The sequence below is a fragment of the Erwinia pyrifoliae DSM 12163 genome, assembly GCF_000026985.1.
GTDB classification, from domain to species: Bacteria; Pseudomonadota; Gammaproteobacteria; order Enterobacterales; family Enterobacteriaceae; genus Erwinia; species Erwinia pyrifoliae.
This window is the reverse complement of the sequence record NC_017390.1, coordinates 1,948,142-1,961,496: the sequence shown is the minus strand read 5'-3', so window position 1 is coordinate 1,961,496 and position 13,355 is coordinate 1,948,142. Positions and strand designations below refer to the sequence as shown.

The window sequence follows — 13,355 nt, the reverse complement described above, 5'->3', positions numbered from 1 at the left end:
CGCACCTGCGATGCAAAGATGAAGGGTATCAGCGTGCGCAGCTACCATTGAGTAACGCCCCTTCCGAACAGCGGCGACCGTTCTTCAACTGACACATCCCTACCGCGCTACCATCCAGCTGACGTGACAGCGCCAGCGTCCCTCCGGCATTAAGGCAGTTGTTCGCCGCCAGGTCCGCCATCTCTACTCTGGCCGGAGCGTGGGCAGCTGTAGCTTGCTGCGGCGGCTCATTATCGCCGCTGTTGCTGCAGGCGGAGAGTAACAAACAGGATGCCACCAACAACGATGTTACTGCTTTCATGGGATTGACTCCGGGTCGGTAAGTGCGGGAATGCGCCGGCCAGCATATGTCAGGTTTATCTGCAGGTCGATAGGTACCACGCAATTTTACAAAACAATTTCCAGGGAATATCAATAGACGTTTTCTGATTTATCACCAATGAGAATGGGGAGAAGTGAATTGTTATTGGAAAGCATTAAGCCTGAAAAGATCATGGCAAACACGCGCGGTCGCGTTAGTCTTAGAAGTTGACGGTTAATTTGCGGCGGCCGGGTCATCAGGCCCTGCGCCTTTTTACCATTTTATAAGGAGAGTTTAATGTCTGATAAATCCGTTTTGATCATTGCCACTATGACCGCTCACCCCGGCAAGGGCGACGCGCTGTTTGATGTATTGAACCACTGCGTGGCTCCCAGCCGTTTTGAGCAGGGTAATATACATTACGATTTGTACCGCAGCGCAGAAAATAGCGACCGGTTTTTGTTCCATGAAACCTGGAAAAACGCCTCTGCCGTGGACCATCATGAAGCCCAGCCGCACTTTAAGAAGTTACTTGCTGCTGCCGGCCCGCTATTGGCAGAGCCACCAGTGATCAATAAGTTCTGAATCGAGAATCGTTGCGTCTGAACACTGACGAGGCAGGCGGAGTTCTCTTCTTATCATCCGTCTGCCCCGACCAGTTATTTCAACAGCCGCGCCCGGCAGGACTTACCTTTGATTTTCACCTGCTGTAACTGCTGCATTACCTTGCGCGCCAGCTCGCGGCGGATAGCCACATAAGCCAGAGTTGAAGCTATATCAATCTTACCGACCTGGTCGCCGTTCAGGCCACCTTCACCGGTCAATGCCCCCAGAATATCCCCCGGGCGAATTTTGGCCTTACGCCCCCCTTCCAGGCTTACCGTCACCATTTCGGCCAGCAGTGGCCTTGCAGCAACTGCTTTCAATGCAGACAGGTTGCACCACACCAGTTTCTGCTGCAAATAGTCTTCCAGTGCATGCGCACGTATCATTTCATCAGGAGCGACAAAACTCACCGCGCACCCCTCTTGTCCAGCGCGAGCCGTTCTGCCGATACGATGTACATGCACTTCAGGATCGAAGGACAACTGATAATTAACCACCATCGCCAGAGCTTTAATATCCAGCCCGCGTGCCGCCACATCCGTGGCGACCAGGACCCGACAGCTCCCGTTGGCAAAGCGTATCAGCATCCGATCGCGCTCGCGTTGCTCAAGATCGCCATGCAGCGGCTGTGCGCTAATCTGGGCTTTGTCCAGCGCGTAGGCGATCTCATCACATTCACGTTTGGTATTGCAAAACACCACGCATGAAGAAGGCTGGCGTTCGCTAAGTAAGCCGATAAGCGCAGTCAGTTTTTCACGCGCTCCTGCTTCATAGAAGGTCTGCTCAATCGCTGGCAGATCAGAAACGTCTCCGGTTTCTATGGTTAACGGGTCGCGCTGAATGCTCTGACTGATTTGAGCGATAGCCTGCGGCCAGGTGGCGGAAAACAGCAGCGTCTGGCGCGCCTGCGGGCTGTGGCTGATTATCGTGTCAATATCTTCGCGGAAACCCATCTCCAGCATACGGTCGGCCTCATCCAACACCAGGGTGCTGATGGCGTCCAGCTTCAGCGTTTCTCGTTTCAGATGATCGAGAATACGCCCCGGCGTCCCTACCACGATGTGCGGCGCATGCAGCAGCGAGTCACGTTGCGCACCAACAGGCTGGCCGCCGCACAGGGTTAAGATTTTGATATTCGAGGTAAAACGCGCGAGACGGCGTAGCTCTTTCGTTACCTGATCGGCCAATTCACGCGTAGGACAAAGCACCAGTGCCTGAGTCACATACTGACTGGCATCGACGCGGTGCATCACCCCCAAACCAAATGCAGCAGTTTTGCCGCTGCCCGTTTTTGCCTGGGCGCGAACGTCACGACCAGCCAGAATGGCGGGCAGCGATTCAGCCTGTACCGGGGTCATGGCAAGGTAGCCGAGTTCATTAAGGTTATCAATTTGGCTGGCTGGCAGTTGGGTCAAGGTTGAAAAAGCAGTCACGGAATAGGTCTCTAAAAAAACGGGCAGGTTATTAGCGGCGATTGTAGCAGATAAGTGTGCCTGAAGGGGATAAAAGCGCTGGCGGCAGGTCCTGCCAGCGCAAGGTGTTTCGCATCCAAATTAGATGAATACGAGGGCGACCAGCAGCCAGAATGCCGCACAAAATAGCAATATTGCAATCCAGGTATTTCTGCGGTTCCATTTCATAGTGGATATTTCTCCCCAAACTTTCGCTCCGACAGAGACGTGGGTAAAGCACAAAGCTGTATGAAGATTCATTTATCAGCATAAACATGGAAAAGATGGCCTGAATATCGCACTGCGTAGTGAGTCGGTAACCATCGCGGCGATGCTCTGAAAAATGCACCTGATGACGGGAAATCAGCGCCGCCGGTAAGGATTTTTTTTGTCATCCTCACTGCTGTCTGGAGCACGCGGAATTTCCCCCTGCTCTTTTGGCTTATCTCTGGCTGGGTGCGGTTTATCTTTGGGTTCAGTTTGGGGCATGGCTCTCTCCTTGCTGGCTGTTTATTTAAGTTTAGACGATAGTTGGACGGCGTCGATGGTATAACGTGCGTGCACTGGGAAACGTAAAAACCGTATTATCGCCTATCGAGTCTCTGGCCAGACGGCACGCGGCCGTAAAACGTGCTGGCATTCGCCGCCGGAATCCGTACCATACGCGGCATACTTTTGCCTGCTGGTTTTAATCTGCCGGCGCAAACCCATCGTTTATCGCGGATCAGATGGGGCATAAAGACGCGCAGTGGGTTTATGACGTCTACGGAAGTGGATTGAAGAGCTGAACGGCGATCGGGTGCTAATGCTAAACAATAAGCAGGCACTTAAATTTTTTGCCCCTTATATGCCCCTTATATGCCCCTTTTGGCTTCAGAGATAGAAGATAATGCCAGAAAATCAACAAGATACAAAGAAAGAACAATACAATTTGAATAAGCTTCAAAAGCGCCTGCGCCGTAACGTGGGTGAAGCGATCGCTGATTTCAACATGATCGAAGAAGGCGACCGGATTATGGTTTGCCTGTCAGGTGGTAAAGACAGCTACACGATGCTGGAGATCCTACGCAATTTGCAGCAGAGCGCCCCTGTCTCCTTCTCGCTGGTGGCGGTCAACCTCGACCAGAAACAGCCGGGTTTTCCGGCGCACATTCTGCCGGAATATCTGGAACAGCTGGGTGTGGAATATAAGATTGTCAATGAAGACACTTACAGCATTGTTAAAGAGAAGATCCCGGAAGGAAAAACCACCTGCTCGCTCTGCTCACGTCTGCGTCGTGGCATTCTTTACCGCACCGCCAGCGAGCTGGGCTGTAGCAAAATCGCTCTCGGGCATCATCGCGATGACATCCTGCAAACGCTGTTTTTGAATATGTTCTACGGCGGAAAAATGAAAGGAATGCCGCCAAAATTAATGAGTGATGATGGCCAGCATATTGTTATCCGGCCATTGGCCTACTGCCGCGAAAAAGATATCCAGCGTTTCGCTATTGCCCGGCAGTATCCAATCATTCCTTGTAACCTTTGCGGTTCACAGCCCAACCTGCAACGCCAGGTCATTGGCGACATGCTGCGCGACTGGGATAAACGTTATCCGGGGCGCATCGAAACCCTGTTTACCGCCATGCAGAACGTGGTGCCTTCTCATCTTGCCGATGCAAATCTGTTCGATTTTAAGCATATTCGCCACGGTGCTGATGTGGTAGACGGCGGCGATCTGGCATTTGATCGTGAAACGCTTCCCGTTCAACCGCCAGGCTGGCAGCCGGAAGAGGATGAAGACGCACCTGCCCGGCTGGATGTCCTGCAAATTCGTGAGTGAATCCATAAGCTGATTACACTGGCTATGCAGGGCGGCAAGTGCCGTTAGTGGCAAAACGCCAGTGATAATAAGGCCAGAAAAAGGGCGTACGGCAGATATCCCTCGCCTGGCCTGGTGACCTGAGGGTTTAGTTGAGCTGGTAAATCCCTGACTGCCAGGGTTGTAGCAAAAGTTCTCGCGCGTTTTCCGCAACGGGCTGAATGGCGCTACTCTCTGACAAGGTTTGCCTGATGGTGAGTTGATCTGGCAGCCGGTAATTGACCACATTTTCCTTAAAGTTAATTACCACTAAATATCGCTTATCCCCATGAGTGCGGGTACAGGCATAAACCGTGTCGTTGTTGGGGTCCAGATCTTTATACTCACCATAGGTGAGCGCCGGTATGGCATGTCGCAGGCCGATCAGCTTGCGATAATAATTGAACACCGAGTCCGGATCCCTGGTCTGATCCGCAGCGTTTATCAGCTTATAATTCGGATTGACGTTGAACCACGGCGTTCCGGAGGTAAATCCGGCATTGGCGCTGTCATCCCACTGAAACGGCGTTCGGCTGTTATCCCGGCTGGTCAGACGCACGTTGCGCATAAACTCTTCGGGATCGACCTTGCCGCTGCTGACGTAATCCTGCCAAAATCCCTTTACCTCTATGTCGTCAAAATCAGCGATGGTCTTAAAGGGGTAATTTGTCATGCCCAGTTCAGATCCCTGATAAATAAAAGGCGTCGCACGCTGGGTGATCATTAAGGTTGCCAGCGCTTTAGCCGATGCCTGTCTCCACTGAGGCCGATCGTCGCCAAAATGCGATACGGCACGAGGATTATCATGATTATCCAGGAAGAAAGCATTCCAGCCATATTTCCCCGCCACACGGTCAACCTTGTCGATCGTTTGGCGGAAATCCGTCAAACTCCAGGCTTTCTGACGCCATCTCTCTTCTACCCCTCTGTCCAGACGAATCAGGTCAAAAGTAAAGGCAATATTGAGTTCGCCACGGCGTCTGTCGAAATAGTCAATTGACTTCTCTAAAGGAACGCCAAATATCTCCCCGGCCGTGGCGATATTATAATGTGAGAAAACCTGCTGGTGCATTTCTTTAATATAGCGGTGAATAGATGGCCCTTCGGTATATGTCCTTGCGAAGTTTTTCCGCTGTTGAGGTGTGAGATCGGGGAAATCCGGGATTTTGGCATAGGTGGCCACCGTGTCAAAACGAAGCCCCGCTACCCCTTTGTCCAGCCAAAAGCGCAGCATCGCATAGAGGTCTTCACGTACTTTGGCATTATCCCAGTTAAGATCCGGTTGCTGCTCAGCAAAATAATGCAGATAGTACTGGCCGGAATTATCCTCTTTCTTCCATGCAGAGCCGCCGAAAAATGAGGGATAATTATTGGGCGGCTGGCCATTTTTGCCATCACGCCAGAAGTAATAATCACGATACGGATTATCTTTGCTGCCTTTACTTTGCACAAACCAGCTATGTTGATCGCTGGTATGGTTGATCACAATGTCAATCATCAAACGCATATTACGTTTATTCATTTCGGCAATGAGTCGATCAAAATCTTCCATCGTACCGTATTCTTTCATGATCTTGCGGTAGTCACGGATATCATAACCGTTATCGGTATTAGGCGAGTCATAATGCGGGTTAATCCAGATAGCATCAACGCCCAAACGCTTTAAATAATCAAGTTTTTCAATGATGCCTTTAAGATCGCCTATCCCATCACCGTTGGTATCCTTAAAGGAACGCGGATATACCTGATAAAAAACGGCCTGTTTCCACCATGCTGGAAAATCATCAGACTTCTGCGCTAATTGTGTTGTTGCCATATCCATTTTGCCAGCCATAACCTGGCCTGGTAAAACGGATAAAACAGGAGCCACTAAAAGTGCCATGACCGTACTGAGTGTAAAACGTGACATCAAACTCTTCTCCATCCATAGGTAAAGTAAAATGCGTCATCCCCCTGTTTTCTGGCTTCAGGTACATACTCACAGGCAATATGCTCGCAGGATAATGAAAAAAAAACCGGCTATAAGCCGGCGTCGTCAGAATCAAATGTGCTAAACATTAATTCTAAAAAGGAAGTGAGACAATTGGAGTGCAACGCCCATCGCTTGATGTTGCATTCACCTGCGAGAAAAAGTTTGCCTGTATTCGCTTATATCTGTATTGATTTCGATCAGTATTTGGTTATATATTGCGCCCTCTTATTTTGTGCATCATAACCATTTACGGCTTCTTAACCAAAAGGCAACTCCCAGTACCAGAGAAGCTAACAACAGGCAGAAAGCCACAAACCCGTAGCGCCATCCTCCTCCGGGTATGCCCCCCAGATTGACGCCGAACAGTCCGGTAAGGAATGTGGTCGGCAGAAACACTACCGCCATCAATGACATGGTATAGGTGCGGCGGTTCATCGCTTCCGCCATCACCGTGGCGATCTCGTCTGACAGCACGCCGGTACGTGCCACGCTGGCGTCAAGATCGTCCAAACCACGCCCCAGACGATCGGAAATATCCTGCATGCGACGACGGTCGTCGTCATTCATCCACGGCAGGCGCTCACTGGCGATACGCGAGTAAACATCGCGCTGCGGCGCCATATATCGGCGCATGATAATCAACTGTTTGCGGATCAGTGACAGCTCCCCGCGTGGCGGCACCCGCTGGTCGATCACCGCATCCTCCAGCTCGATGATGTTATCGTGCAGCAGTTCTATAAACTCACTGGCATGGTCGGTCAGCGCATCACACACGTCGACCAGCCAGCCGCCGCCGTTGACCGGGCCATTCCCTTTTTTCAGGTCGTTAAGGACTTCATCAACGGCATAGACCTTGCGACGCCGGGTCGAGACGATCAGCTTTTCATTGATAAACACCCGCATCACTACCAGCTGGTCCGGACGCGATTCGGTGTTCAGATTGACGCTGCGCAAGGTGATCATGGTACCATCACCCAGGCGGCTCACGCGTGGGCGCATGCTGTCACCACCGAGTGCATCGCGTACCGCATCTGGCAGTAGCGGCGTCAGCCTCAGCCAGTCCGCACTTTCGTGATGGGCGTAATTGAGATGCAGCCAGCACGGCCTGTCGCAGTCTAAGACGTCAGCGTCATTGATTGGGGTCATGCCCCCCTTACCATCTAGCTGGCATGAGATAATGGCATCTGATACCTGTAGTGATTTGCCTGTAATCGCGTCCACGTTGATTCCACCTCTATAATATTCATCGCATGACAGTCTAGCCTGTGACGGCATCGTTGCAAATTTTGCTTAGGTATCAAGGGATGACATACCGGACGTTTGCATTTTGCCGGGTGTGCCTGTGGCGGCTTTCGATTACCTCTGTTTATGATATATTGAAGATAACAGGCAACATTCATTGCACGAACCTACTAACAATTTGCAGATTTGAAACAATGAAAAACGTTATTGGTACTCGTCATCAATAACGCATAAATAATACATTTTATTTTTATTTCAACCGTAATTAACTGAGCCAGCATCAATTCTATAATTTACCCGAATGAGATTAATATTTGATCTTTACTTTTACTAAAACCAAACATGGCGACATAACCATCTCTTTTTTTATTCACCTTGAATAAAAACTGTTCAACTCCCCTTCGGCCTGGGTAACATATTCCTCATGCCAACTTCTCCGGCATGAAATCATTACACCTCACAGCTCATTAACCGTAGAGTGCTCAAAGATGAAATTATTTAAGAATATCTGTGCAATTGCCGTTTTGGCAACAATCCCCGGTGCAGCGATGTCTGAAAGCGTGGGAGTACAAGTTATTGGCACGATAAAACCAGTGGCCTGCACCCCTGTTATTTCCAATGATGGTAACATTGACTACGGGATTATTCCCACTACCGAATTAAACGCCAATACATTAACCCAGCTTGGTAACAAGCAGCTCACTTTTACTATTTCTTGTGATGCTCCAACCTGGCTAGCCTTAAAAGCAGTCAACGGCCGTCCAGGCTCAGCTGCTGGCGTAACAAATGAAAACGGAGCTTATGGCGGCCTCGCACCAACCGGAGTAATTACCGATAATGGCAAGTACGTTGTCGGACTGGGTATGGATGGGGATAAAAAGATCGGCGGTTACAATATCATGCTGGATCATATTACCACCGATGGCGACCCCGTTAATAACATCTACAAGCTTTCATCTGACGCGACGGGCGCATGGAAAAAGATGCTAGTACTTCCTTTCTATCTTAAAGAAGAAATTTTGTCCTCATGGACTACGCCCTCAGGGTGGGAGCCAAAGATTTTCACTAACATGAGCGGCACACTCAATGTCCAGGCCTATATTAATAAAGCCTCGGAACTTGATCTCAAACAACCCATCAAACTCGACGGCCAGACCACCATTGAGCTGGTCTACCTGTAACAGGTTACTTTGCCGGGCCTGTGCGCCCGGTGTTTTCAGGTCATACTGTATCAGCTCTATTTATCCTTCAGACACGGACGATTGAAAATATGACGTTTTCAACTTACTGCGCAGCTATATTTCCTGTGCTTGGGTTCTTTGCGCCCAACGTAAATGCTACGGGTATATTGCCCGAGACATCAGTAGTGATTGTTGAAGAGGAGGATGGCGAAGGGGCGATTAATCTTAAGAATACCGACGCCTTTCCCGTGCTGCTCCTTACTAACCTGCAAGATATTGAGCCAGACACAGGCAGGCTGATAACCATCACGCCACCGGCAGCACGGGTAGAGCCGGGCAAGACCCAGCGGGTACGTTTTATTCTCACCTCGAAATCACCATTGAAGACCGAGCACCTGATGCGGGTGGCTTTTGAAGGGGTACCCCCACAGGAAAAGGGTAAGAGCGTGGTACGCATGACGGTGCGGCAGAATTTACCGGTCATTATTCGCCCCAGCGGTCTGAAGCGTGATAAGGCGCCCTGGAAACGCCTGATCTGGACGCTTAAAGCAGGCAGGCTCAGCGTCAGTAATCCTTCGCCGTATGTCGTCAGGCTCGGACAGAGCGTCACCACCCTGCCGCAAGGCTCCAGCTGGTCACTCCCCCACGCGTGGATTTTGCCTGGACAGCAGTTAACACTGTCAGGTGAGGATAAAAAAGCAGAGGCCAAAGCTGACAAGGTGCGCTTTTTCCCTGCAAACACTTGGGGTTTTGCCGTAGACAGTTATGATGCGCCGCTGGCGTCCGGGGAGTGATCATGCAAGCGAATCTCAATGCATCGCGACAGCCAACGCTGCGCCTGATTTTCACCCTGCTGGCGGCGTCCGGCTATGTTTGTACAGCCGTGGCTGAGTCTGTGGACTCTGTAAACGACAATCTCATTTTCGATATCGGCGTACTTAAAGAACGCGGGATAGACCCCAAAATCGCCGAAATTTTCCGTCACCGGTCACGCTTCCTGCCCGGTGAGTCTTCTGTTCTGTTAACGGTAAATGGCACAACGCGCGGCCGGGTAAAGGTGCGGTTTGATGAAGCAGGCACGCTCTGTGCAGACCGCTCCTTTCAGCAGCAGGCCGGTCTGATTCTCCCCCCCGTTTTCGCTGACGATATCGCCTGCTTTGACCTTCGTCGTGCATGGCCTCAGGCTGAAGTGCACACAGAACCGGATCAAGGGAAAGTCAGCCTGGTCGTTCCGCCCCAGGCCGTCACTCAGGCAGTGGGTGAAGATGGCAAATGGCTGCACGGCGGCAGTGCCGGAATGCTCAATTATGATGCCAGTTATATGAACTCATCAGGTGGGGTAAATTTCGCTCAAATTGCCAGCGAGGTCGGGCTAAACGTCAGTGACTGGATATTGCGCAGCCGCCAGACATTCAGCCGATTCAATGGAAAAGACAATATTCACCATCAGGCCACCTATGCGCAGCGCAGCTTTGCGAGCATTAAAAAAGTGCTGCAGGTCGGTCAGGTCAATCTCGCCAACTCCTTATTTGGTACCGGACAGGTGCAGGGATTCCAGATGTTCCCTGAATCCGCCCTGAATAAACAAGAAGGTGCCGGGCTGGTAGATGGTGTGGCTGACTCGCAGTCAGTCGTTGAAGTCCGTCAGTCCGGCGTTCTTGTCCATAGTACTATCGTTCCGTCAGGTCCTTTTCGCCTGCAGGGATTTTCCCTGCTTAATAAGAGTTCTGACCTGCAGGTCACCCTGAACGGCAGTGACGGGCAGCAACGACAGTTTACCGTACCTGCCTCTGCGCTGCTTACGCAGGCACCCTCGGTGTCGCCAGGTTTCTCTTTCGGTGCGGGGCGCCTTGAACAGCAGGGTGGGAACACACCGCTGGTCGGCACATTTGCCACCGGCTGGCAGTTGACGCCGTATACTGGCCTGTACGCCGGACTTTTCGGGTCATCGCCCTGGCGAGCCGGCTCGCTCGACCTGGACACCCAACTGTTTGACACTACCCGGCTTAACCTCCAGAGCACCGTGGCTCAGGATGCAAAGAATTCGGCAATCGGGACGTCGGTATCTGCCCTGCTCAGCCACAGTCTGACAGAGCGCCTCAGCATCAGCGCCAATGGGCGCCAGCAAACGTCCGGCTATCGTGAACTGAGTGATGCGCTGCAAAGTGCGCGATACGATACTGACAGACAGAGCCGCCATCAGTGGGGCGGTAGCATTAGCTGGGCAGCAGAGATGCCGGGGAGCGTATCCCTGTCGTGGGGTCGCACGACCACATTTGCTGGAGTACACAGCGATTATCTGCGCGCTGGCTGGAACCGCCAGGTGGGTCGTGCGTGGCTGGGACTCAGTTTTGAGCATAACACCAGCACCCTGAGTGGTCAGAAAGACGACCGTCTGTATGCCTCTTTCAGTATGCCTTTGGGTGACAGGCGCGATGTCAGCAGCTTCCTGAATACGACAAAGCGTAGCGCCCGAGGCGGCGTACGCTACAGCGATCGGGCCAGCCAGGATGTTAACTGGAGTATTGCCAGTGAGCACGAGTCACGTAACAACCATACCTCAGCAAGTGGCAATGTTAGTGCGGTCACGCGCGTAAGCCAGCTTGGTGCCAGTATCAGTCATAACAGCGATAAATATACCAGCTGGTCGACGCAGGCCAGCGGCGCGGCGGTGCTGCACGCTGATGGATTGACGCTGTCACCTCATCGCGTTTCCGATACCTTTGGCATTGCCCGGGTGGGCGATGAATCGGGCGTACGCTTGAACACGCCATCGGGGACGGTATGGACGGACTGGCGAGGCTATGCCGTGCTGCCAGCGCTTAATGGCTACCGCAGCTCCGGCATTCAGGTCGATACCCCTAGCCTGAAGAAAAATGTCGACATCGCCAATGCGTGGCAGGAAACCGAACTGGCTCGTGGTGCTATCGGACGGGTTGATTTTGAGGTAATACGCACCCGCCGTGTGCTGGTCGATGCGCAAATGGCGGATGGTAGCAGGCTGCCCCGTGGGGCCAGCCTGTTCGATGGTGAGCGTCTGGTGACTGTTGTGGCAGACGATGGGACGGTTTTTGTACCGAATGCCTCGGCTAAAATGAAGCTGGAAGTACAACATGCGGGCAAAACGCTGTGCACAATTAATCTCACTCTGCCGCAGCAAGCGGCATCGTCCCGGCTGTATGAAAATACAACGGCAACTTGCGAGTAAGGATATTGCATGAAAATATTTAACAGGCCGTGGCTGATGCCAATATTGTGGGTTGCTAGTACCTTTTGCGCTGCCGAGCCTTTCCCTGGTAGTGAAAACGGTATGACGAAACCGCCAGATACTCGCTGCATTATGACGGTTGGCAGCCCGCTTATCGACTACGGCGTGATGTCGCGCTGGCAGTTGCAGGATATTCCGGGTGGAAACGTTAGCCCCGGCATTCGCTCGACAACGGTGAGCGTGGTCTGCCCGCATAGCCGGACGATAAAACTTCTGGTACAGGGTGACGCCAACGAAACCGGTCATCTGCGCTATGGCGAGCGTGGCCACACTCTGTTTCACTTATCCGACGTCCAGCTGGACGGCAAGCCAGCCGATCTGCGTTCAGTTATGCCCGACGGCATGCTGGAAGACGCCGTCAGTGAACCACTACCACTTACATCGGGGCAACGGCTGGTCACGCTGGTTAATGGGCAAGTAACCCAGGGAAAAACGCTGACGGCGCGCCTGCAGATACAACCGGTATTAAGTGAAGAAGATGCACGAGCCAGCAGCTTACAGCGCAGCGCATCCGGGCTGACGCTGACGCTGGTTGACTGAATACGGCGTGGCCGGCTTTAAGGCGAAATAGGCGCCCGGCTTGCGCACAGAAAGCCATATAACGCACCCTGTTACTGAAACAGGGTGCAGGCGTTTTTTCAGGGCTAAACGTTGTAACTGCTGTTGGCGCGGGTTAGCCCGTTTTTGCGCCCAGGCTTTGGCGATACCGTTACCAATGCCCAGAGCCAGTATTGCCCCCACACTGTCAGACTATCAAACTCACCCATTTTATCCATCTGCTGTTGCGCTTTTCGCTGTGAGTCGAGCTGCCTGTCCTGCATCGATCGGGGTGAAAAGGGATCCTGTTTTAAGCCACGGCCCGCCAGTAGTACGTTGCAGACAAACAGCAAATGCCGTTGTTCAGCCTGCAACGATATTCAGAAGTTTTATCATTTCTGATTACCCGTGCTTTTCTCGATACTGCTAATGCATCTTTGTCTATGCCATGGCTGCCATCGCGGCGCAAATTCTGGCAACGTTGTGGTCAACAGAGCATTCAGCGCTGTCGAGAACTAAACGCTGCCGCTGCCATGGCTGGTAGTCGCGGCCGATGACGGCGGCCCAGTCCGGTAACCTTAATCCACTGATATCTGTGCGGCGCTGCTCTACTCGCTGGCGATGGAGTTGTCGATCCGGGCAGACCACCTCAATCTCTAACCAGGGCACGCCATTCGAAACAGCCACATCTCGAAAGGCATCGCGCGTCAGTCGCAGCGGATTGACCGCATCAGTTATCACGCTTAATCCCGTTTTCAGATTCTCTGACGCAAGCTGATACGCAACAAAATACCCTTCTGGCCCCCTCTGTTTATCTTCTTTTTCCGCCTGACGAATGGCCTGCTCGATGGTATCAATACGCAAATAAACCGCCCTTATCCGGGCGGCAAGCACACGCGCAATGGTGCTTTTACCGCTTCCCGGCAAACCGCTAAATATGATTAACATGGTTGATCC

Annotated in this window: 11 protein-coding genes and 1 pseudogene; 7 read left to right on the top strand and 5 right to left on the bottom strand. The window is 52.1% G+C overall.

Annotated features, from left to right (window positions below):
- Positions 1-28 precede the first annotated feature (28 nt).
- On the bottom strand, positions 29-301 hold the full coding sequence (locus EPYR_RS08720) for a putative hemolysin (protein ID WP_012668035.1): 273 nt from the start codon (positions 299-301) through the stop codon (positions 29-31).
- Positions 302-598: 297 nt separating this feature from the next.
- Here EPYR_RS08720 and EPYR_RS08715 point away from each other — a divergent pair, with 297 nt between their 5' ends.
- The gene (locus tag EPYR_RS08715; RefSeq protein WP_012668034.1) at positions 599-886 is read left to right on the top strand and encodes a putative quinol monooxygenase; all 288 of its coding nucleotides are present in this window, start codon (positions 599-601) and stop codon (positions 884-886) included.
- Between the two features lie 74 nt (positions 887-960).
- On the opposite strand, the gene dbpA is transcribed toward EPYR_RS08715, so the two are convergent.
- Positions 961-2,340, bottom strand: a complete 1,380-nt coding sequence (dbpA, locus tag EPYR_RS08710) for an ATP-dependent RNA helicase DbpA (protein WP_012668033.1) — start codon at positions 2,338-2,340, stop codon at positions 961-963.
- Positions 2,341-2,911: 571 nt separating this feature from the next.
- Between dbpA and EPYR_RS21050 the strand changes: the two are divergent.
- Both EPYR_RS21050 and ttcA read left to right on the top strand, forming a co-directional pair.
- Positions 2,912-3,241: pseudogene (locus EPYR_RS21050) on the top strand (tyrosine-type recombinase/integrase); the annotation flags it as partial.
- 6 nt (positions 3,242-3,247) lie between these two features.
- A complete protein-coding gene (ttcA, locus tag EPYR_RS08705; protein ID WP_012668031.1) occupies positions 3,248-4,180 on the top strand; it encodes a tRNA 2-thiocytidine(32) synthetase TtcA in 933 nt (310 codons plus the stop codon).
- 127 nt (positions 4,181-4,307) lie between these two features.
- Here the strand turns inward: ttcA and EPYR_RS08700 are convergent, their stop codons facing one another.
- Both EPYR_RS08700 and zntB read right to left on the bottom strand, forming a co-directional pair.
- On the bottom strand, positions 4,308-6,107 hold the full coding sequence (locus tag EPYR_RS08700; RefSeq protein ID WP_012668030.1) for a glycoside hydrolase family 13 protein: 1,800 nt from the start codon (positions 6,105-6,107) through the stop codon (positions 4,308-4,310).
- Positions 6,108-6,407: 300 nt separating this feature from the next.
- A complete protein-coding gene (gene zntB, locus EPYR_RS08695; protein WP_012668029.1) occupies positions 6,408-7,391 on the bottom strand; it encodes a zinc transporter ZntB in 984 nt (327 codons plus the stop codon).
- A gap of 509 nt (positions 7,392-7,900) precedes the next feature.
- On the opposite strand from zntB, the gene EPYR_RS08690 reads away from it, so the two are divergent.
- The 4 genes from EPYR_RS08690 (at position 7,901) to EPYR_RS08675 (ending at position 12,401) form a co-directional block, all read left to right on the top strand.
- Positions 7,901-8,593 carry a DUF1120 domain-containing protein gene (locus EPYR_RS08690; protein ID WP_014538885.1) on the top strand — a complete coding sequence of 231 codons (693 nt, stop codon included), beginning with the start codon at positions 7,901-7,903 and terminating at the stop codon, positions 8,591-8,593.
- 89 nt (positions 8,594-8,682) lie between these two features.
- Complete coding sequence (locus EPYR_RS08685) at positions 8,683-9,387, top strand: fimbria/pilus chaperone family protein (RefSeq protein WP_014538884.1); 705 nt, start codon at positions 8,683-8,685, stop codon at positions 9,385-9,387.
- A 2-nt stretch (positions 9,388-9,389) separates the two neighbouring features.
- Entirely contained in the window at positions 9,390-11,801 is a 2,412-nt protein-coding gene (locus tag EPYR_RS08680; RefSeq protein ID WP_012668026.1) for a fimbria/pilus outer membrane usher protein, read from the top strand.
- Between the two features lie 9 nt (positions 11,802-11,810).
- On the top strand, positions 11,811-12,401 hold the full coding sequence (locus EPYR_RS08675) for a DUF1120 domain-containing protein (protein WP_012668025.1): 591 nt from the start codon (positions 11,811-11,813) through the stop codon (positions 12,399-12,401).
- Between the two features lie 438 nt (positions 12,402-12,839).
- Here the strand turns inward: EPYR_RS08675 and EPYR_RS08665 are convergent, their stop codons facing one another.
- Positions 12,840-13,346: a P-loop nucleotide/nucleoside kinase family protein gene (locus tag EPYR_RS08665; protein ID WP_012668023.1), complete on the bottom strand. Its 507-nt coding sequence runs from the start codon at positions 13,344-13,346 to the stop codon at positions 12,840-12,842.
- Positions 13,347-13,355 lie beyond the last annotated feature (9 nt).